Annotated in this window: 17 protein-coding genes; 1 reads left to right on the forward strand and 16 read right to left on the reverse strand. The window is 62.4% G+C overall.

The window, feature by feature from the left end; all coding sequences use genetic code 11:
• Positions 1-36 precede the first annotated feature (36 nt).
• Complete coding sequence (locus AC1DS5_RS18595; protein ID WP_477719734.1) at positions 37-1,371, forward strand: aminotransferase-like domain-containing protein; 1,335 nt, start codon at positions 37-39, stop codon at positions 1,369-1,371.
• A gap of 136 nt (positions 1,372-1,507) precedes the next feature.
• On the opposite strand, the gene AC1DS5_RS18600 is transcribed toward AC1DS5_RS18595, so the two are convergent.
• The 16 genes from AC1DS5_RS18600 to AC1DS5_RS18675 form a co-directional block, all read right to left on the reverse strand.
• On the reverse strand, positions 1,508-1,957 hold the full coding sequence (locus AC1DS5_RS18600) for a dihydroneopterin aldolase (protein ID WP_477719735.1): 450 nt from the start codon (positions 1,955-1,957) through the stop codon (positions 1,508-1,510).
• Between the two features lie 67 nt (positions 1,958-2,024).
• Positions 2,025-3,416 carry an L-serine ammonia-lyase gene (locus AC1DS5_RS18605; RefSeq protein ID WP_477719736.1) on the reverse strand — a complete coding sequence of 464 codons (1,392 nt, stop codon included), beginning with the start codon at positions 3,414-3,416 and terminating at the stop codon, positions 2,025-2,027.
• Positions 3,417-3,430: 14 nt separating this feature from the next.
• The gene (gene betA / locus AC1DS5_RS18610) at positions 3,431-5,101 is read right to left on the reverse strand and encodes a choline dehydrogenase (protein ID WP_477719737.1); all 1,671 of its coding nucleotides are present in this window, start codon (positions 5,099-5,101) and stop codon (positions 3,431-3,433) included.
• A 9-nt stretch (positions 5,102-5,110) separates the two neighbouring features.
• Positions 5,111-6,571 (reverse strand): betaine-aldehyde dehydrogenase, encoded by a 1,461-nt coding sequence (gene betB / locus AC1DS5_RS18615; RefSeq protein WP_477719738.1) that lies wholly within the window; start codon positions 6,569-6,571, stop codon positions 5,111-5,113.
• A gap of 23 nt (positions 6,572-6,594) precedes the next feature.
• Positions 6,595-7,455, reverse strand: coding sequence for a formyltetrahydrofolate deformylase (purU, locus tag AC1DS5_RS18620; RefSeq protein WP_477719739.1), 861 nt, complete (start codon positions 7,453-7,455; stop codon positions 6,595-6,597).
• A gap of 91 nt (positions 7,456-7,546) precedes the next feature.
• Positions 7,547-8,749, reverse strand: coding sequence for a formaldehyde dehydrogenase, glutathione-independent (fdhA, locus tag AC1DS5_RS18625; RefSeq protein WP_477719740.1), 1,203 nt, complete (start codon positions 8,747-8,749; stop codon positions 7,547-7,549).
• A 265-nt stretch (positions 8,750-9,014) separates the two neighbouring features.
• A complete protein-coding gene (locus AC1DS5_RS18630) occupies positions 9,015-9,962 on the reverse strand; it encodes a choline ABC transporter substrate-binding protein (RefSeq protein WP_477719741.1) in 948 nt (315 codons plus the stop codon).
• Between the two features lie 136 nt (positions 9,963-10,098).
• Positions 10,099-11,151 (reverse strand): GlxA family transcriptional regulator, encoded by a 1,053-nt coding sequence (locus AC1DS5_RS18635; protein ID WP_477719742.1) that lies wholly within the window; start codon positions 11,149-11,151, stop codon positions 10,099-10,101.
• Positions 11,152-11,170: 19 nt separating this feature from the next.
• Positions 11,171-12,043, reverse strand: coding sequence for an ABC transporter permease (locus tag AC1DS5_RS18640; RefSeq protein ID WP_477719743.1), 873 nt, complete (start codon positions 12,041-12,043; stop codon positions 11,171-11,173).
• On the reverse strand, positions 12,036-13,073 hold the full coding sequence (locus AC1DS5_RS18645) for a quaternary amine ABC transporter ATP-binding protein (protein WP_477719744.1): 1,038 nt from the start codon (positions 13,071-13,073) through the stop codon (positions 12,036-12,038). Before AC1DS5_RS18645 ends, AC1DS5_RS18640 begins: the two co-directional genes overlap by 8 nt.
• Positions 13,074-13,296: 223 nt before the next feature.
• Positions 13,297-14,397, reverse strand: a complete 1,101-nt coding sequence (locus AC1DS5_RS18650) for an FAD-binding oxidoreductase (protein ID WP_477719745.1) — start codon at positions 14,395-14,397, stop codon at positions 13,297-13,299.
• 16 nt (positions 14,398-14,413) lie between these two features.
• Positions 14,414-15,670 carry an aromatic ring-hydroxylating oxygenase subunit alpha gene (locus AC1DS5_RS18655; RefSeq protein ID WP_477719746.1) on the reverse strand — a complete coding sequence of 419 codons (1,257 nt, stop codon included), beginning with the start codon at positions 15,668-15,670 and terminating at the stop codon, positions 14,414-14,416.
• Between the two features lie 13 nt (positions 15,671-15,683).
• A complete protein-coding gene (locus AC1DS5_RS18660) occupies positions 15,684-16,439 on the reverse strand; it encodes an adenine nucleotide alpha hydrolase family protein (RefSeq protein WP_477719747.1) in 756 nt (251 codons plus the stop codon).
• Positions 16,436-17,548, reverse strand: coding sequence for an FAD-binding protein (locus AC1DS5_RS18665; RefSeq protein ID WP_477719748.1), 1,113 nt, complete (start codon positions 17,546-17,548; stop codon positions 16,436-16,438). The genes AC1DS5_RS18660 and AC1DS5_RS18665 overlap by 4 nt, the downstream gene beginning before the upstream one ends.
• On the reverse strand, positions 17,545-19,428 hold the full coding sequence (locus AC1DS5_RS18670) for a (Fe-S)-binding protein (RefSeq protein ID WP_477719749.1): 1,884 nt from the start codon (positions 19,426-19,428) through the stop codon (positions 17,545-17,547). Before AC1DS5_RS18670 ends, AC1DS5_RS18665 begins: the two co-directional genes overlap by 4 nt.
• A gap of 5 nt (positions 19,429-19,433) precedes the next feature.
• Entirely contained in the window at positions 19,434-20,261 is an 828-nt protein-coding gene (locus AC1DS5_RS18675; RefSeq protein WP_477719811.1) for an alpha/beta fold hydrolase, read from the reverse strand.
• Positions 20,262-20,263 lie beyond the last annotated feature (2 nt).

The following is a 20,263-nucleotide window of genomic DNA, read 5'->3' on the forward strand; positions in this document are numbered from 1 at the left end:
AATACAATCAAATTATTGTCATGGATACATTGATGCATGGCCCACGCCCGCTACAAGCAGTTGGTCGACGCGCTCGCCGCTGAAATTCGCGCAGGTCGCCTGCCGCCGGGTACGCGCTTGCCAACCCACCGGCAGCTCGCTGCCCAAGAGGGCCTTGCCCTGGTTACCGCGACCCGCGTCTATGCGGAACTCGAGGCCATGGGACTGGTCAGCGGTGAGACTGGCCGCGGCACCTTTGTCAGAGAGGCCTTGCTTCCTCGCGGCCTGGGCATTGACCAGCATGTCGTTGCAGCGGACATGGTGGATCTGAACTTCAACTATCCGTCGCTGCCGGGCCAGGCCGAGTTGCTGCGAGTGGCCTTGCGCCAGCTCGCCGCTTCTGGGGACCTGGAAGCCCTGTTGCGTTACCAACCCCATGGAGGGCGCCAGCACGAGCGGGCGACAGTGGCTCGCCATCTCGCATGCCGGGGTCTAACGGTGACTGCGGACCAGGTGATGATCGTCAATGGGGCCCAGCATGGCTTGGCAACGACCGTCATGGCGCTGCTGCAGCCAGGTGACGTGGTTGCGACCGACGCACTGACCTATCCGGGGTTCAAGCTGCTGGCTGAAGCGCATCGCCTGGAGCTGGCGCCCATCCCGGCGGCCGGACACGGCCCTGATCTGGACGCGCTGGAGCGGTTGTGCACGAGGCGACGGGTGCGGGCCATCTATGTGATGCCGACGCTGAATAACCCGCTGGGGTGGGTGATGAGTGCAAGCCGGCGGCGGCAATTGGTTTCGATCGCCCGTCGGCACGGCCTGCTCATCATCGAAGATGCGGCTTATGCCTTTCTTGCTGAAGATCCCCCCGCCCCTTTGGCTGCGCTTGCCCCCGAGACGACTGTCTACGTCTCGGGATTTTCCAAGAGCGTAGCAACAGGGCTGCGCGTTGGATTCATCGCCGCACCGGCTGAATGGGTGCCCAGGATCGAGCGAGCGATCAGGGCCACCATTTGGAATACGCCCGGCGTGATGACGGCGATCGCATGCGCTTGGCTCGACGACGGCACCGTCACCCGCCTCGAATCGGAGAAGCGCCGGGATGCAACGATCCGGCAAGCGATCGCCAACGACATCCTCGTCAGAATGCCTCGCGTTAGCCATCCCGCGTCCTATTTCGTCTGGCTCCCCCTGGCGGAAGAGGTCCGTGCCGACCAGGTGGTGATGGCGCTCATGCGCGAACGGATCTCGGTGTCAACGGCTGAACCTTTCGCAACGTCCGCCCAAGTGCCGCATGCAATCCGATTGGCATTGGGATCCGTCGAGCTGGACACGCTCCGAGAGGCGCTGGAGAAGGTCAGGCGCGTGATCGATGACCAAACCTATTGAGGCCCAGGCATCTGGTTGCGGGTGCAGCAATCCTCGAAAAATCGGCACCACATGGCCGATACCCAACCTGCCGATGGCAACGTCGGGCATGGAGCGAGCAGCTTGGAAGTCCTATGTTTACTGAGCTTGCCTTGGATTAGTGCCCGTGCTGCAGGTCGGTTTGCAAAGTTACGGCCGGGTCGAAAGAGCCAGCAGCTCGATACATGCGCTGCTGTTCCTCGAATTGAAGGCGCGTGATATCACGTTCCAGTCCCACAAACTGGGCCTGAGGGACGGGTTGCGTTTTGTACAAACCGACCCATACATCCGTGATCCGTTTGTCGGAAAACACGTGATTCACCAATTCGTTCAGGCGCGTTTCCAGCAAAGGCGTATGTGCGCTCAGCGGCCACTCGTCGAGTACCCATCGGCAGATCGGCTCGTAGTCGAAACATTGAGCCAACGTAGAGGGGAATGTCTCGGCCAGTCCGCTGATGCACAAGCTCACCAGAACCGGCTGCGATTCACGTTCATGCTCGTAAATGCCGACGCGCAACCGTGTCCGGAGCGACTGGACGCGGATCGTCCATTTGGAGTGAAGCGTCATCAGCCGTTCAACTCACGCATTTGATCGAGGCGGTGCGCAAAACGTTGCGACCGATGTCGTTTAAACACTAACATTCAACGATGTTGACCGCCAGGCCACCGCGCGCGGTCTCCTTGTACTTGGTCATCATGTCGGCACCGGTTTCGCGCATGGTCTTGATGACTTTGTCCAGGCTCACATGATGCGTGCCGTCGCCATGCAAGGCCATACGGGCGGCATTGATGGCCTTGACCGAGGCAATCGCGTTGCGTTCAATGCAAGGTATCTGAACCAGCCCGCCGACCGGGTCGCAGGTCAGCCCCAGGTGGTGCTCCATGCCAATTTCGGCCGCGTTTTCCACTTGCTCCGGGGTACCCCCCATGACGGCACACAATGCCGCTGCCGCCATGGAGCAAGCCACGCCGACCTCGCCCTGGCAGCCGACTTCGGCCCCCGAGATCGAGGCATTTTCCTTGTACAGCATGCCAATGGCGGCGGCGGTCAGCAGGAAGTCGATCACGCCGCTGGGCGTGGACGTGGCGACAAAGCGTACGTAATAGTGCAGCACGGCCGGCACGATACCCGCTGCACCATTGGTTGGCGCCGTGACGACACGTCCCCCTGCGGCATTTTCTTCGTTCACCGCCAAGGCGTAGAGGTTGACCCAGTCCAAAACCTGCAGCGGATCACGCAGGGCGGCCTCCGGATTGGAGCGGAGTTTGTGGTGCAGGTCGGCCGCGCGACGCTTGATTTTGAAACCACCGGGCAATACGCCCTGGGTGCGGCAGCCGCGCTCCACGCAGGCTTGCATCACGGCCCAGATTTTGTGCAGGCCCGCGTCGATGTCGGCATCGCTGCGCCAATGCCGTTCATTGCGGCGCATGAGTTCGGCAATCGAGATGCCCGCGGTTTTGCATTGCTGCATCAGCTCATCGCCGCTGTGGAAGGGGTAAGGCAGCACGGTGACGTCTGGCGCCAGTACTTTTTGCTTGCTCCCATCGGCCGCCACTTCGTCGCTGACCACAAAGCCACCACCCACCGAGTAGTAGCAGCGGTTCAGCAGCTCTGCGCCCGCTGCGTCATACGCGATGCAGCGCATGCCGTTGGGGTGAAAGGGCAGAGTCTCGCGACGGTAAAACGCCAGGTGGTCTTTTTCCTTGAATTGCACCGCGTGCTGGCCTGCTACCCGTAGCTGGCCGGTGGCGCGAATCGCCTCCAGCAGTGCTGGAATGGCTTCTACATCGACGTTTTCGGGGTCATGTCCTTCCAGCCCCAGCAGCACGGCTTTGTCGGTGCCATGGCCTTTGCCCGTCGAGCCCAGGGAGCCGTACAACTTGACTTCGATACGTGCGCAGGACGCCAGCAGCCCCTGGTGGACCAGGCGGTCGGTGAACAGGCGCGCCGCCCGCATGGGACCCACGGTATGCGAGCTGCTCGGGCCGATACCAATCTTGAAAATATCAAAAACACTGACTGCCATGGTGGGGGTCTCGTTTAGCGCTGTGCGCTTTGGTACTGGGGGTGCACGAAGAAAGGGGCGTCCGAGTGTGGCAAGGGTGCCTTGCCGCGGATGGCGTCGGCCAGTTTTTCGGCCAACATGATGGTGGGCGCATTCAGGTTGCCACTGACCACGTTGGGCATGATGGATGCGTCCACCACGCGCAGGCCGCTTACGCCATGCACGTGGCCGTTGCCATCGGTCACCGCCATTTCGTCGTTGCCCATGCGGCAGGTGCACGACGGATGCAAAGCACTTTCCCCATGCTCGCGGATATGGGCGTCGATCTCGGCATCGGTCTGCACTGCTTGGGTGGGCGAGACGGCGTCGCCACGGAAGCGGTCAAAGGCTTGTTGCTCAAAGATCTCGCGGGTCAGGCGGATGCCGGCACGCATTTCCTTGCGGTCCTGCTCGGTGGCCATGTAGTTGAACAGGATGCGGGGTGCCTCTTTGGGGCTGACCGTGCGTAGCTTGACAGAGCCCCGGCTGGTCGGGCGCATCGGGCCCACATGGGCCTGGAAGCCGTGGAAGCTGGACGGCGCGCTGCCGTCGTAGCTGATCGCCATCGGCAGGAAGTGGTATTGCAAATCGGGGTGTTTGACGCCCGCTTCGCTGCGGATGAAGCCGCCGGACTCAAAGTGGTTGGTGGCACCCAGGCCGGTTCCCAACAGCATCCACTCCAATCCGATCCTGGCCTTGGCCAGCGGGTTCATGGCCGCATACAGGGTGATGGGCTCCTTGCAGGCGTACTGCACATACGTCTCCAGGTGGTCCTGCAGGTTTTCACCCACGCCGCGCAGCGGCGCCACCACCCGAATGCCCAGGCGGCGCAGCTCATCGGGGTTGCCCACGCCGGAGAGCTGCAGCAATTGCGGCGAGTTGATGGCGCCGCCGCACAGAATGACTTCATGGTTGGCCCGGATCAGGTCGGTGCAGTGGCCATTCACGACCTCCACACCGATGGCGCGCGGCGGGCTGCTTTCGGGCGCGAACGCCACCCGGGCCACCAGTGCGCGGGTGCGCACGCTCAGGTTGGGCCGTTTCAGGGCGGGGCGCAGGTAGGCCATGGCGGTGCTCCAGCGCCGGCCCTTGTGCACCGTCATGTCCATGGGCCCCAGGCCTTCCTGGCGGTAGCCGTTCATGTCGTCGGTGTAGGCGTAGCCGGCCTGTCGCCCGGCTTCGATGAAGGCAGTGTAGAGCGGGTTGCGGCAAGCCCCGGTGGATACCTTCAGCGGGCCGTTGTCGCCCCGGTAGGCGTCGCCGCCCTTGGCCCGGGTTTCGGCCTTGCGAAAGTAGGGCAGGCAGTCGGCGTACGACCAGTTTTCCAGGCCTTGGTACGAGGCCCAGCCGTCGTAGTCGAGCGCGTGGCCGCGGATGTAGACCATGCCGTTGATGGACGACGAGCCGCCCAGCACCCGGCCGCGCGGGCAGTACATGGAGCGGTTGTCCATGAAGGGCTCAGGCTCGGAGTGGTAGTACCAGTTGTATTTGTCGTTGGCCAGCGGATAGGCAAACGCCGAGGGCATGTGGATGAAGATACTGCGGTCGCCGGGGCCGGCTTCGAGCAGCAGCACTTTGACCTCGGGGTCTTCGGTCAGGCGGTTGGCCAGCACGCAACCTGCGGAGCCGGCGCCCACAATGATGTAGTCGAAAGAGTCAGTGGTCATGGTGCGGGCTTACCGGTAGCCGCAGGCCACCTGGCCTAGCTCGACGTAAACGGTCTTGAGTTGGGTGTAATGTTCGAGCGCGACCATGCTGTTTTCATGGCCGATGCCGGATTCGCCTGCGCCGCCAAACGGGATCTCAATGGGCGTGATGTTGTAGTTGTTAATCCAGCATATACCGGCCTTGAGGCTGGCCGCCACGCGGTGCCCGCGCGCACCGTCGCGGGTGAACACGCCTGCAGCCAGGCCGAAGCGGGTGTCATTGGCGCGTTGGATCACCTCAGCCTCCTCGTCAAATACCAGCAGCGCCATCACCGGGCCAAAAATCTCTTCTTGCACGATGCGCATGCCGTCGCTGCAGTCGGCAAAGATGGTGGGGGCCACGAAGTTACCGCCTTCGCATCCTGCCACCGCGACCGCCGTACCGCCGCAGACCAGCGTGGCACCGTCTGCAATGCCGCTGGCCACATAGTCCAGCACCTTGTCGCGGTGGGCGGCGGAAATCAGGGCCCCGACTTCGGTAGCCGGGTCGGTCGGGTCGCCGACCCGCAGCAGCAGGGTGCGCTCTGTGAGCCGGGCGAGAAACTTGTCGGCGATGCCGCGCTGCACGAACACGCGCGTGCCGTTGGTGCAGATCTCGCCCTGGGTGTAGAAGTTGGCCATCATGGCCGCCGTCACGGCTTGCTCGAAGTCGGCGTCGTCGAATACGATCAAGGGCGACTTGCCGCCCAGTTCCATGGTCACCCGTTTCAGCGTGCTGGCGGCGCTGGCCATGACGCGTTTGCCGGTGGGGATGGAGCCGGTAACCGACACCTTGGCGACGCCCGGATGGGCTGCCAGCAGGGCGCCGGTGGTGCCGCGGCCTTGCAGCACGTTGAACACGCCGGGGGGCACGCCTGCCTCCAGGTAAATCTCGGCCAGCTTCACCGCCGTCATGGGCGTGAGCTCCGACGGTTTGAAAATCATCGCGTTGCCTGCGGCGAGTGCCGGGGCTGATTTCCAGCAGGCGATCTGGATCGGATAGTTCCAGGCACCGATGCCCACGCACACGCCCAGCGGTTCGCGCCGGGTATAGGCGAAGGCATTTTTCAGCGGGTACTGCGTGCCCGTCAGCGTGGCAGCGGCGCCGGCAAAGTATTCGATGCAATCGGCCCCGCTGGCGACGTCGACCACCTGGGCTTCTTGCCAGGGTTTTCCGGTGTCTTGGACTTCGATGGCGGCGAGCGCGTCGTTGCGCTCGCGCAGCAATTGCGCGGCACGGTGCAGGATGCGGCCACGCTCGGTACCGGTCATGGCGGACCAGATTTTGAAACCAGTTTGCGCTGCCTCGACGGCCGCGTTCACATCGGCCTCGGCGAAGTCGTGCACCCCGGCGATCACGGCGCCGGTGGCGGGATTGAAGGTGTCGAAGCGTTCGCCGCTGCCCTGCACAGGCAGGCCATCGACAAAGCCGGGGATCAGCGTGTCATGCATAGGGATTCATTTTTTGGTGGTGGTCAACGCAGCACCACGGTTTTCATGCCGTTGATAAATACCCGCCGCTCCAGTACGAAGCGCAGGGCCCGCGATAACACCAGGCTTTCCACCAGGCGGCCCGCCTGCGACAGATTTTGCGGCGTATCGGCGTGGTCTACGCGTTCGAGCGACTGCTCGATGATCGGGCCTTCGTCCAGGTCGGTGGTGGCAAAGTGGGCGGTGGCACCAATCAGCTTGACGCCACGGTCGTGGGCCTGCTGGTACGGTTTGCCGCCTTTGAAGCCGGGTAAAAACGAATGGTGGATATTGATAACCCGGCCATGCAGTTGCAGGCACAGCGCCTCTGACAAAACCTGCATGTAGCGGGCCAGCACCACGAACTCGGCCCCGGTATCCACGATCAACTGGTGTAGTTTTTCTTCTTGCGCGGGCTTGGTTTCGGCGCTGATGGGCAGGTGGTAAAAAGGCAGGCCCTCGGCCTCGGCCAAGGGCGCCAGATCGGCATGGTTGGAGACGATGGCAACAATGTCCATCTTCAATTCACCACGTCGCCACTGTGCAATCAGTTCGCGCAGGCAATGGTCAAACTTGGACACCATGACCAGCACGCGGGTGGGCTGCGCCAGGTCATGCACCTGCCATTGCGCCTGTGGGAAGCCTTGCGCCAATTCGGCAAAAGCGCTGCGTAAGACTTCCACCGGGCTGTGCAAGCTGAAAACGCCACGTACAAAAAATCGCTCGGTCGTATGGTCGTCAAACACCGAAAACTGTTCGATGTATGCCCCATGCTGGTCGAGCAATGCAGATACGGCGGCGACCTGCCCTCGGGCGCTGCCGCAGGCCAGATTCAAACAGTAATGGTTGTTTTGGTCCGACGTCATGAGCGCGAAAGAGTTTGAAGGGCTGTGGTTTTTGCTTGAATTCTGCATAACGTTTTCACAATGCGGGGGCATCGCCTCTGATTCATGAAAGCTAGGCGGCCTTCTTCAGTTGCCCATGCGGGTCAATGACGAATTTCTTCGGCGCGCCAGCGTCGAACTCGGCATAGCCAGAGGGCGCGTCGTCGAGCGATATCACCTGCACGCCCACCACATCGGCGATCTTGATACGGTCCCACAGAATGGCTTGCATCAGCGCGCGGTTGTATTTCATGACGGGCGTCTGGCCGGTAAAGAAACTGTGCGATTTGGCCCAGCCCAGACCCAGGCGAATGCTGAGTGAGCCGTGTTTTGCCGCCTTGTCGACGCCACCAGGGTCCTCCGTGACGTACAGGCCCGGAATGCCTATCTTGCCCGCTGCCCGCGTGACCTCCATCAATGAATTGAGCACCGTGGCCGGGGCTTCCACCTGCGAGCCTGCGTGGCCATGGCCACGCGCCTCGAAGCCCACCGCGTCAACGGCACAGTCGACTTCCGGCGTACCCAGAATGTGCGCAATCTGTTCGGCCAGCGTTGCATCCTTCGACAAATCGACCGTCTCGAAACCAACCTTGCGTGCATGTTCGAGGCGCACCGGATTGATGTCACCGACGATGACAACAGCAGCCCCCAGTAGTCTTGCTGATGCGGCGGCGGCCAGGCCAACCGGACCGGCACCCGCCACATACACCGTGCTGCCTGGGCCAACCCCGGCCGTCACGGCACCGTGGTAGCCGGTGGGCAGGATGTCGGACAGGCAGGTCAGGTCGCGGATTTTTTCAATCGCCTGCGCGCGATCCGGAAATTTCAACAAATTGAAGTCAGCGTACGGCACCATCACATACTCGGCTTGCCCGCCGATCCAGCCGCCCATATCGACGTATCCATAGGCCCCGCCCGCACGCGACGGGTTGACGCTCAGGCAGACACCGGTGTGCTGCTCTTTGCAGGTGCGGCAGCGCCCGCATGCCACATTGAACGGAACTGAAACGACGTCGCCCCGTTTGAGCGTTTCGACGTCGCGGCCCACTTCGAGTACCTCGCCGGTGATTTCATGGCCCAGCACCAGCCCGGCCGACGCTGTCGTGCGGCCGCGCACCATATGCTGGTCGGAGCCGCAAATGTTGGTGGTGAGCACCTTCAGGATCACGCCATGTTCGGCTGTTTTACCCGTTGGATTGACCAGTGTGGGAAACGGGATGGACTGAACTTCGACCTGGCCCTGGCGCAGGTAAACGACACCGCGATTAGCTGACATTTTGAATCTCCTTGGTTTGGCGTGAAATGGCTTGTATGGCTGTGGTTTTAGATTGAAATTTGCACGACACTTTTGTCATGAGTGGTGTTACAGCGGATACATGAACGGTAAGGACGGTGAGCGGTAAAGGTACACAGAGGCAGGCAGCGCCACCGATAAAGGTCAGCACTACTGCGCGGGCGCTCGGGGCCGAACCATGGCGCCAAGCTGTGTGCGGCTGGTCGGAACCTTGGCCTCCGAGAGAGGGAAATTTGCGTAAAACGACTCAGCTCTTGAGCGCTGCCGTGACGGCGGGCAAGCCGTCGCTACCCGAGAAGGTTTTCACGCCCTTGAGCCAGGCATCCAGCAGCGCCGGATTCTTCTTCAGGTAGGCCCGTGCCGCTTGGTTGGGGTTGCCCTTGTCGAGAATGGCCAGCATCACTGAGTTTTCAATCGTGGTGTTGAACTGCAGGTTTTTCAGCAATGCCGCCACATTCGGGCAACGCGCTTCATAGCCCGGTGGCACGGCGGTGAACACCTTGGCTTCACCAAAGTTCGGACCAAAAACGGCGTCGCCACCTTCCAGATAACGCATCTTCATTTGCACGTTCATCGGGTGCGGCTCCCAGCCCAGGAAAACAATGGGCTTGCTGCTGCGTCCAGCGCGCTGCACCTCTGCCAGCATGCCGGCCTCGGACGACTCGACTATCTTGAAGTCCTTCAGGCCAAACTCATTCTTGGTGATCATGCCCTGGATCAGCGCGTTGCCATCGTTACCGGGTTCGATGCCGTAGAGCTTGCCATCAAGCTCTTTTTGGAACTTGGCAATATCGGTAAAAGTCTTCAGACCTTTGTCGTACAAATATTCGGGTACGGCCAAGGTGTACTTGGCACCCACCAGGTTGGGTTGCTCCAGCACCTTGATTTGGCCGGCCTTGACGAAGGGCTCCATCATGGGTGTCATGCTTGGGTTCCAGTAACCCAGGAAGGCGTCAATCTGTTTGGATTTAATGCCTGCGAACGTGATGGGTACCGAGGCAATGGTCACGGTGGGTTTGTAGCCCAGACCTTCGAGCACCACAGATGCCAGACCGGTGGTGGCAGCGATGTCGCTCCAGCCTACGTCGGCGAAGCGCACGGTTTTACAGCTAGCGGCCTCCTGTGCGCTCGCGAGGGGCGCGTACAGTGAGAGGACCGTTGAGGTCAAACCCAGAATGGCTAGTTTCAATTTCATGACCCGTTCCTTGTAAACGTGGGGTTGCGCAGCGCGACGACACCACTGCACTTTTACAGGTTGACGCGGCAGAACTTTGCTGGGAACGACGTGGAGTTGTACCGCAGCGGCAGGTGCATGGCTGGGGCCAGGTGCTTCAAGCCACCCGCATCACCGCTGTGCGAGATTCGCCGGCGCCCGCCTGGCGGCGGCGCTCCTCGCTGGGCGCGTGTCCGAACAAACTACGGTAGGCCTTGCAGAAATGCGATGACGACTGGAAACCGCAAGCCACGGTGACCTGCATGATGGGCTGGCTGCTGTGCGTCAGCAATTCCTGGGCGCGGCGCAGTCGCAGGTTCATGTAGTACTGCGCCGGGTTTATGCTGAAGTAGCGGTGGAACAAGCGCTCTAGCTGGCGCAGCGACAGCCCGATGGCGCTGGCCAGTTCGGCCAGGGGTAAGGGGTCTTCAATGTTGGCGGCCATGATCTCGGCAGCTTCGGTCAAATGTTGGTAACCCGGGCCGATGCACTCGGGCTGCGGGATGCGCTGGCGGTCGTTGCTGGCACGCAGCCGTTCTACGATAAATTGTTCGGAGATATCCATCACCAGCTTGGCGCCGTGGCGCTCGCGGATCAGGTGCAGCATCAGGTGCAGTGGTGCTGTACCACCGGAGCAGGTCATACGGTCGCGGTCGAGGATGAAAACCTCCGGCGCAAATCGCACCTTGGGAAACTCTTCACTGATCGCCGCCAGATTCTCCCAATGGATGGCACACCGGTAACCGTCCAGCAGTCCGGCGCTGGCCAGCGCAAAAGAGCCCGTACACAGCGCGCCCATGGCCACACCGCTGGCGGCGCATTGGCGCAGAAGCTGGCGCACGGCGTCATTCGTCACGCTGCGGATGTTGACACCGCCACAGACAAATACCATGTCGCATTCGGCCAGGTCGGCAAGATCTCCGATGGACGTCAGAGCCAATCCGTTGCTGGCCACGGCGGCTGTCTGCTCGGGGCTCACCACGGTCCATCGGTACAGCGGGCGGCGACTGATGTAGTTGGCCATGCGCAGCGTTTCTACGGCATTGGCAAAGGCGATCATCGAGTAGTCGTGCAACAGGATGAAGCCGATATGGGTACTGCCCTTTTTAGACTTTCCGTCGTTGGCACCCAAAGCTGCGGACGGGGGAGATTCAAGAGGGATGCGTGGCACGGGGCGCTCCTATCGGAACTTAGCTATCGCTGCTCTTGCGGGCTGCACCAAAACTCTCGGTGAGGCGGTCGAGGATGATGGCCAGCAGAACCACCGCCAGTCCACTCTCAAACCCCAGGCCGATGTTCAGGCGCTGGATGCTGGCGAGTACGTCGTTGCCCAGGCCGCCTGCGCCGACCATCGAGGCGATGATGACCATCGACAGCGCCATCATGATGGTCTGATTGACGCCTGCCATGATGGTCGGCATGGCGATGGGCAGTTGCACCTTGAACAGCAACTGGGTGGCGGTACAACCAAAGGCGTTGCCCGCTTCCACCTGTTCGGAGCTCACCTGGCGGATGCCCAGGCTGGTCAGGCGCACCACCGGCGGCATGGCGAAGATCACGGTGGCAATGGTGCCAGGCACCCGGCCCAGGCCGAACAGCATGGCAGCAGGAATCAGGTACACAAAGGCGGGCATGGTTTGCATGAAGTCCAGCATCGGCCGTACGGTGGAATTGACGCGGTTGTTGCGTGCGCACCAAATCCCCAGCGGAATACCGAAAAACAGGCTGATGAGGGTGGCCGAGAGTGTCAGGGCCAACGTGACCATGGTTTGCAACCAGAATCCGGTGACCACAATCAGCGTCAAGGCCAGCGCCACAAACACCCCAAACTTCCAGCCCAGGCGGCGAACGCCCACGGCCGCGGCGACCAGAATTACCAGCCAGAAGGGCAGGGCCAACATGCCCATCTCGACCCATTGGGCAAACTGTTCCACCACCACGCCAATCGAATCGAATACGGTAGCGCCGTTGTCCAGCAGGTGTTTCACCCCGGCATTGACCCAGCGGCCCAGGGGCAGCACGTCGTGCGAGGCTTCGGTGACTTGGGATAAAAGATCAGACATGGCGGGCCTCTTGGGACATTTTGACAAGCAGGCTGCGGGCGGAAATGCAGCCCAGCAAGCGATCGGTGGCGTCGAATACGCCCACCGGATGGTCCATTCCCAGCACGATTTTCATGGCCTCGGGCAGGGTGGTGTGGGAGGGGAGGCGCGGCCCGCCGTTGTAGGAGTGGCCGTTCAGTCCAGGGTCCAGCAAGTCCGCCGCTGTCAGGTAGCGCGAAGTGTCCACGCCTTTGAAAAACTTGCGCACGTAGTCGTTGGCAGGTTGGGTGATGATCTGGTGGGCGGTGCCCTCCTGCACCAGGTTGCCGCCTTCCATGATGGCGATGCGGGTGCCGATGCGCAGTGCTTCTTCGAGGTCGTGCGAGACGAACAACACCGTGCGCTGCTGCTCACGCTGCAAATCGAGCATCAGGCTTTGCATCTCGACGCGCTTGAGCGGGTCGAGTGCCGAGAAGGCCTCGTCCATCAGCAAGATGTCGGGGTCCACGGCCAGAGCCCGCGCCAGTCCTACACGTTGCTGCATGCCGCCCGACAACTGCGACGGGTATTTGGCCGCGTAAGTCTGCAAGCCCACTTGGCGCAGCACTTCCATGGCCCGGTCTTCACGCGCTTTGCGCGGCGTGCCCGCCATTTCCAGGCCAAAGGCAGCGTTGTCCAGCACATTGCGGTGCGGCATCAGCGCAAAAGACTGGAACACCATCGCGACCCGCTTGCGCCGCCACTTGACCAGGTCACACTGCGGCAGGGCGGCTATGTCTTCGCCGTCGATGTTGATGGACCCTGAGGAAGGCTCAACCAGGCGGTTGATGAGCCGAATCAAGGTGGATTTACCCGAGCCCGACAAACCCATCAGCACATAAATTTCGCCCGCCACCACGTCGAAGCTGACTTTGTTGACGCCCACGACATGCCCGGTTTTGGCAAATACTTCGTCTTTGCCTAGGCCTTCTCCCAGCAATTTCAATGCCTCGGAAATATTATTTCCGAATATTTTGTAAAGATTTCTAACGCTGATTTTGGGCTTTGGCATCGTGGGTCTCCTGGGGAATTTTTTCACTGTCTGTTGCGGGTTTTTCTTATGAGCAAACAGCGTGCCACTATTTTCTAGGGCGAATATGTTTTAGGCTATGGGGTTTGCCTATAGGTTGGACTTCTTGGACTTCTATTTTTGTCGGTAGCACCAAAATGGATTTTCATGATTACAAATGGAAACTTGAAGCCATTTTTGTATCGACACATGCACGTTTTTGAACTCACCGATCCAGTGCAATATCACTCACGGGCCTGCTGCAACAGGGCAAAATCCAACCTTGGTCAATTTCGCGTTGGCGAATGCCTCCGGCATGTTTCATGTCTACCTGGCCGGCTATTTTTTTTGTTTTGCAGGTGCTGCAGGCGCCACTGCTGCAAGAAGAGGGAAGGCGCAAACCCGCAGTAACCGCTGCTTGCAAAATGGTTTGATCGGCACGGCATGAAAATGCCTGGCCCATTTTCTGTAGTTGAATTTGGTATACAGAAACCGCATTTTCATTTTGTGCTGCAGTCGCGTTGTTCATTGCCTCCGGTACCGCAGCTTCAAAAGAGAAACTCTCTTCCCGATACCGCTGCATGTCGAAACCCGCCGCCACCAGCAGTGCGCGCACCGCCGCCATGAACGGTGCCGGGCCACAGGTGTAGACATCGCGCTGCAAAAAGTCGGGGGCAATATGGGCCAGCCGCGCCGCATCCATGCGCCCCAAATGTCCGGCGTAGGCGCTGCCGGGGCTGTGTTGCTCACACACGGTGGCCAGCCGCAGTTGTGTCATGTTGCGCGCCATCAGGCTCAGCTCTTCCGGGAACAGCACATCAGCAGGGCTGCGCGCGCAGTGCACAAACACGATGTCGGCATCGCTGCCCAGGTCGTGCAGTGCCCGCGTCATCGACATCAAGGGCGTCACACCGCTGCCGCCCGACAGGAATAGATACCGTTGGGCCGGGGCCTTGAAGCAGCTGAAGTCGCCGGAGGGCCCCATCGCGCCCAAGTCCATGCCCACGCGCAAGTGCTCGTGCAGCCAGTTGGACACCTCGCCGCCCGGCACCCGCTTGACGGTGATGCTTACGAGGTCCGGACGGGTGGGGGTGGAAGACAGCGTGTAGCAGCGATTCACGCTGCGGCCGTTGATCTGCAGCTCCAGTGTGATGAACTGGCCCGGCAGGTAGCGAAAACTGCGTGGGCCTTTGGCTGCCAGTATGAAAGTTTTGACATCGGCGGTTTCCTGGCGGATTTGCACGCATCGCAGGGTTTCGTCCTGGTCGGCAGACCAGGGCTGGGACGCGGGGGCTGCCAGGTCGGGAGCGTGGAGTGGTGTGGACATCGGGAAGGGCAAATGCTCAGCGGGTTAGCGTGCTTAAGCGGTTCACATACCAGTTGCAAAATTTTTCGACCAGACCTTCGGTGAAGGGCGAGTAAGGGCCGGGTTCGTAGGCGCCGCTGGCAATGCCAATCTGCGACTCTTCCACCAGGCGGCGGTCTTGCGCATTGGTGGCATTCCACACGGCCGTCAGGTTGTCCACGGTGTAGTCCACGCCCTCGACCGCATCCTTGTGCACACACCAGGTGGTGCGCACCAGGGTTTTGGTGGCGGAAATCGGCAACACCGAAAAGCTGACGATGTGGTCGCTCATGAAGTGGTGCCAGGAATTCGGCTGGGTCCAGAACGACAAGCCGCCGAGTGCTGGATCGACGAAGTTGGCCAGCAACTTCTTCGACGCCACTTCGGCGTTCATGGTTTGTGACTGGCCTGAGCGGTCGATCGGCAGGCGCTGGGCGCGAAAGCCGGTGATGCGCGAGTCCAGGGTTTCGATCTCTGCGGAGGGCAGGCCCATGGCCTCCCAGCGTTCGTGGTTGGCGGCCATGATGTCTTGAAAGCGCTGCAGCCCCGCCGCGTTGTGTTCGTCCGGCTGGTAGCCAAAGCCGTATTCGTACAAGGAGATGGTCAACTCCGGGTGGTTGCTCATGCAGTGGTAGCACTCGCGGTTGTTCTCCATGGTGAGCTTCCAGTTGCAGTCTTCCACCAGATCGACCTGGGCCGCTACCTTGCACTGGCTGAGCTGGTGCGGTGCCAGGTAGGGGGTCATCTCCGCCGCCATCTGCTCAAAGTCTTCGGGGGGATTCTCGGCCAGGCAGGTGAAGATCAAGCCGGCCAGACTGCGCACATGTACCGGCTTGAGGCCCAGGCCACGGGGGTCAAAGTCTTCACCCATGTGCTTGGCGTGGATCAATTGCCCTTTCAGGTCATAGGTCCACTGGTGGTAGGGGCAAACGATGTTGCCCACCACGCCCTGCTGGCTGGCGCACAGGCGCGAACCCCGGTGGCGGCAGACGTTGTGGAAGGCCTGGATCTGCATGTCGTCGTCGCGCACGATCAGGATGGAGTTGGTCCCGAAGTCCACGGTGATGTAGTCCCCGGCTTCCGGTAGCTGCGGCTCGACCGCGACGAAGATCCAGTGTTGGCCGAAGATGTGCTCCATGTCGGCCTGGAGCAGCGTATCGCTCAGGTAGAACGGCGCCTCCAGGCTGTAGCCAGGGCGTCGCCGCGCCAGCAACTCGCGCGTGAGCAGGGTTTGTGCAGAAATGGTTTTTGTCATGGTGGGTGTCTCTTCAAAAATGCACAAGAGAATGGGCTCGCAGGTAGTCCAATACCGCCTGCGCCTTGGTGTGTGGGTTGCCTGCCTGGAGCACCGTGCCGCCGGTCGAAGGCGACTCAATCGCTCCCAGCATGCGGGCGTGGCCGCTTTGGACGGTCTTGGCCTCCAGTAACTTGCGGCGCTTGCTATTGGGCACACGCTGGCCTGCAGGCGCGGTTGCCGGCCCAGAGGTTTGAACGGGCGTTCGCACGATCTGGCCCGCCATGGCGTCGGCCAGTGAATGGCGCAATGTCTGGGGGGTAGCGGCGCTCACCGCCAGCATGGCAGGTGGGCTAATGCGCAGGCGTCTTCGGGCTCCTTTGGGTAGGGCCTGGGTCACGATCCAGGCGTCGCCGTCGGGCTGCACGGCCAGTACATCGGTGACCACCGGGCGTCCCAACGCAGCTGCCAGGGCATGGGGCAGCATGCCCGTGCCGTGCTCGGATTCTGAACGGGTGCCGGTCAATACCCAGGGCACATTGTGCAAAGCCGGGACCAGCGCTGCCAAGACATCGGCAGCCCCGCCACACTCCACAATTTCAAGCCGCGGTGCGCCCAGGGCCAAGTAGTCGCGGGCCACAGCGTCCGGCAAGGAGCCTGCGGTAACCAGCCGCACGGTGCCCGATAAACCCAAAGCCAGGGCCGCCGCGCTGGCATCGGCACGGCTGCGTGTGGGCCTGCCGCTGACCGCATGGGTGCGGGCTGCGACCAATACTGTGATGTCGCTCATACATCTTCCTTTTGCCGGCGCACCAGTTCCAGCAGGGCCTGCATCAAGGCTGCGCTGTCTTCCACCACGGTCAGGTCGGCGCGGCGCGCAATTGGCGCGGAGGAGTCCAGATTGACCGCTATGACGTGGCGGCAGTCTTTGATGCCTTGCAGATGCTGCACCGCACCGGAAATCCCCAGAGCCAGATAGCCCGAGGCGGAAACGGTTTTTCCGGTGGCTCCAATTTGCTGGGCGCGGGCGAAGCGGCCATCGTCCACCGCGACCCGCGAGGCCCCAACAGCGGCTCCCACCTCCAGCGCCAGCGAGTGGAACAGCGGCAGATCCGTCACCCCATTGCCTGCTGCCAGGATGAAGTCGGCTTCCTCCAGCGCCAGTGTCTGCGGGTCCCCGGCTTGCACGCCCAGGTCTTCGATCCCGGAATCCAATGCGATGGGTAACGCGGCAGCTACGTCTCGCAGGCCCAGTCCCACAAACGGCAGCTTGGTGCTGACTACACCTTTGGTTAGCAGCATGACCTGGGTATGCGGGCGCAGCCAGTCCTGGCTGGCACTGGCGGGCACGCGCAAGGCGTCGGTCCCCAGTTCCACTACGCCACAGGCCAGGCTCAGCCCCGCCTGGATCGCAAAACGGCGACCCAGCTGGCCGTCGGCCCCGCTGTCGACGAAGAGCCAATGTGTCGGGGTCCAAGTAGTCTGCAGGCCTTGCAACCATTGCACGCAGGCTGTGGGCTGGTAGCGGCTGGCATCAAAACTGTCTAATGCGAGTAAGCGGTCCACACCGAGCCCGGCCACGTCGTCATGGCAGGCACCGAGTACCGCCACGATGACTTCTGTATCGGCGGGGGCCAAAATCGCCGCCGCCGCAATCGCCTGGCGCGCCACATCGGTCAATGCACCACGCTCGGCGTGGGTGACGACCAGCGTGGCGTGGGTGAACGGGCCCGCGCTGCGCACTGTTTTGACAACGGCTTGATGTGATGTGCTGTGTGCGCCGAGACGTTCGCCTTCGCTGCTGCCCAACACGATGCGGCGCAGGCCTGCCGGTGTGATGATGGCGGGGCGGCGCGGGTCTACGCGGCGTGTGGGTGCTGAGGGTGCGTGTGTGTTCATGCCACCTCCAATGCGTGGGCCAGCAGCTCGGCGATATCCAGCACCTCGGGACGCGGCCCGACCACGCCCTCCAGCATCGCCGTGCAGTTCGGGCAGGCGACAGCCACCACGCCTGCGCCGGTGTTTTTGGCGTCAGCGATACGGATGTCGGGGATGCGGGTGGCACCGGGAATGTCGGTAAATGGCGCACCGCCGCCGCCGCCGCAGCAGCGGCCCCGTTCGCGGCTGCGTTCCATCTCCACTACCTTGATGCCTATGCCTTTGAGCACGGCGCGCGGAGCCTCCACTTCGCGGCCGTAGCGGCCCAGGTAGCAGGGGTCGTGGTAGGTCACGGTCTCCAGGCTGCCGGCGCGGGTGGGTTGCAGTTGGCCTTTGGCCAGCAGGTCGGCCAGCAGCTGGGTGTGGTGCCAGACGTCGAAGTCGCCGCCCATGGCCGGGTACTCGTTCTTCAGCGAGTGGAAGATGTGGGGGTCGGGCGTCACTATGTGCAGAAAGCCGCGAGTCTTCAGGGTGGCGATGAGCTGCAGGGACAGGCGCTGGAAGCCGGCTTCGTCGCCCAGGCGACGTGCCAGGTCGCCGCAATCGGTTTCCGCCGTGCCCAGCAGGGCGATCTTCAGGCCGGCTTTTTGCAGCGTCTTGACGAAGGCGCGCAGGGTGCGCTGGTAGCGCATGTCGAAGCCGCCTTCGCCGACCAGAACTAGCCAGTCGGTCTGGCCGCCGACATCCAGCAGCGGCACGTTCAGGTCGGCCGCCCAGTGGTGGCGGGCGGTGAGCGGGAAACCGCCGACGGTGTCGGTGTCGCGCAGCTGTTCCAGCGCTTCCATGCCCTTGTTCGGCACCACGCCACCGACCAGGGTCATGTGGCGGCGCATGTCGACGATCGCGTCCACATGCTCGATCAGCATCGGGCATTCCTGCACGCAGGCGCGGCAGGTGGTGCAGGACCAGAGCGTCTCGCTGTTGATCAGGCCGTTGACGATGGGCAGGTGCGGCGCGCCTGCATGTTCGCCCACCGGCTGGCCAGGGTAGGGGCTGCCGGCGTAATTCGCGTCGCTCTTGGCGCTCATGCCGACCACCAGGTCCTGGATCAGCTTCTTCGGGTTCAGCGGCTGGCCGGCGGCAAACGCCGGACAGGCGGCTTCGCACTTGCCGCACTGCACGCAGGCATCAAACGACAGCAGCTTGTTCCAGGCGAAGTCGGCGGGCTTGCCGACGCCCATGTCGTCGGCGGTCAGGCGCAGCGGTTTCAGCGCGGTGGCGAAGCGCTTGTCACCAAAGCGCTCGGGCCGGGGATGCAGGCCCAGGTGCAACAGGCCGGCGACGGCATGCTTCATCGGCCCACCGGCGATGCCCAGCGCGAGCTCGGCCGCACCGGCCAACAGCAGCAACAAGGCGATCACGGCGATGCCGACCGACAGCGTCGACGACGGCACGAGCAGCACCAGGCCGAGGCCCAGCGCGAAGGCAGCGAGCGTGTACGGCAGGCGGTTCCACGGCCCGCGCGAGAGACGGGCCGGCGCGACGCGGCGGCGCAACCAGACGAAGACCACGCCGCCCAGCATCAGCAACGTGGCAGCGACGATCGCCGCATCGAGCCAGCGCGCGTAGATCGCCAGGCCGTAGTTGACCGCGACCAACAGCAGGGCCGCCACCGCGCCACCGGCTGTGGCGATGTGAGCGCGCGCGATATAGGGCTCGCGCGCCACGACATGATGCAGATCGATGAAATAACGCTTGGGGATCGCCAGCAGGCCAAGCCAGTTCACCACGGCAGGGCGCCCGGCGCGCCAGAGTTGGACGCGGCGCGCCAGCCCTGCGGCGAAGCAGGCGGCGGCGAGCCAGAACAGCAGGGTCAGGATGTGGGGGAGGGACCAGTTCATCGTCGTCACCGCAGAAAGTTCTCGACCGCGCCGAGCAGCGCCTGCGGCTGGTCTTCCTGCACCAGGTGGCCGGCGTTGGCAATCGCGGTGAAGCGCGAGCCGGGAATCGCTGCGTGCAGCCGCCGGCCGGTCTCGACGGGAATCCAGCGATCGGCCTCGCCCCAGGCGATCAGCACCGGGCGAGCGATGCGTGCATAGAGCGGCTCCAAATCATCGGTGTAACGCTGGTCAGCCTGCGCGATTTGACGATAGAACGCGTGTCGCCCACGCTCCCCCCGCCACGGCTTCAAGATGCCGGCGAGCGTGTCATCCGGCATCGCCGCATGCGTTGCGCCCTGAACGTAAGCACGGATGATCGCTTCATGGATGTAGTCGGGCACGCCCTGGAACGCGGCTTTGTGCTTTTGTACATGCGCGAAGAACGGTGAGCCCCAGGGCTTCAGCGCGACGGGATCGACCAGCACGATCTGCTTGAAATCGCAGCCGTGCAGCAGGTGCGCGCGCAGCGTGGCGGAGCCACCGAAATCGTGGGCGATGACTCGGGGTGCCTCGAGCTTCCAGTGTTTGAGCAAGGCGGCGAGCAGGCGGCCCTGTACCTCGAGCGATACATCCTGGTCTGCGCCTGCGCTTGCCATCTCTGACTGCCCATAACCGAGCAGGTCGTAGACGTGCACTGACCAATGCTGCGACAGTGCCGGGATCAGATGGCGCCAGTTGAACGAGGACCATGGTGTGCCGTGTACCAGGACGAGCGGCGGACCCTCGCCGAAAATCTCGTAGCGAACGTCTTGCCCTTCAAACGCGAAGCGGCGCGAAAGTATCCAGTCGGACATCG

This window comes from Polaromonas sp. P4_H1 (genome assembly GCF_056400945.1).

Bases quoted from the DNA above. Each gene is read 5' to 3' on its own strand.
- AC1DS5_RS18595 (WP_477719734.1), top strand. From the start codon at position 37: ATGGCCCACGCCCGCTACAAGCAGTTGGTCGACGCGCTCGCCGCTGAA.
- AC1DS5_RS18600 (WP_477719735.1), bottom strand. From the start codon at position 1,957: ATGACGCTTCACTCCAAATGGACGATCCGCGTCCAGTCGCTCCGGACA.
- AC1DS5_RS18605 (WP_477719736.1), bottom strand. From the start codon at position 3,416: ATGGCAGTCAGTGTTTTTGATATTTTCAAGATTGGTATCGGCCCGAGC.
- betA (WP_477719737.1), bottom strand. From the start codon at position 5,101: ATGACCACTGACTCTTTCGACTACATCATTGTGGGCGCCGGCTCCGCA.
- betB (WP_477719738.1), bottom strand. From the start codon at position 6,571: ATGCATGACACGCTGATCCCCGGCTTTGTCGATGGCCTGCCTGTGCAG.
- purU (WP_477719739.1), bottom strand. From the start codon at position 7,455: ATGACGTCGGACCAAAACAACCATTACTGTTTGAATCTGGCCTGCGGC.
- fdhA (WP_477719740.1), bottom strand. From the start codon at position 8,749: ATGTCAGCTAATCGCGGTGTCGTTTACCTGCGCCAGGGCCAGGTCGAA.
- AC1DS5_RS18630 (WP_477719741.1), bottom strand. From the start codon at position 9,962: ATGAAATTGAAACTAGCCATTCTGGGTTTGACCTCAACGGTCCTCTCA.
- AC1DS5_RS18640 (WP_477719743.1), bottom strand. From the start codon at position 12,043: ATGTCTGATCTTTTATCCCAAGTCACCGAAGCCTCGCACGACGTGCTG.
- AC1DS5_RS18645 (WP_477719744.1), bottom strand. From the start codon at position 13,073: ATGCCAAAGCCCAAAATCAGCGTTAGAAATCTTTACAAAATATTCGGA.
- AC1DS5_RS18650 (WP_477719745.1), bottom strand. From the start codon at position 14,397: ATGTCCACACCACTCCACGCTCCCGACCTGGCAGCCCCCGCGTCCCAG.
- AC1DS5_RS18655 (WP_477719746.1), bottom strand. From the start codon at position 15,670: ATGACAAAAACCATTTCTGCACAAACCCTGCTCACGCGCGAGTTGCTG.
- AC1DS5_RS18660 (WP_477719747.1), bottom strand. From the start codon at position 16,439: ATGAGCGACATCACAGTATTGGTCGCAGCCCGCACCCATGCGGTCAGC.
- AC1DS5_RS18665 (WP_477719748.1), bottom strand. From the start codon at position 17,548: ATGAACACACACGCACCCTCAGCACCCACACGCCGCGTAGACCCGCGC.
- AC1DS5_RS18670 (WP_477719749.1), bottom strand. From the start codon at position 19,428: ATGAACTGGTCCCTCCCCCACATCCTGACCCTGCTGTTCTGGCTCGCC.
- AC1DS5_RS18675 (WP_477719811.1), bottom strand. From the start codon at position 20,261: ATGTCCGACTGGATACTTTCGCGCCGCTTCGCGTTTGAAGGGCAAGAC.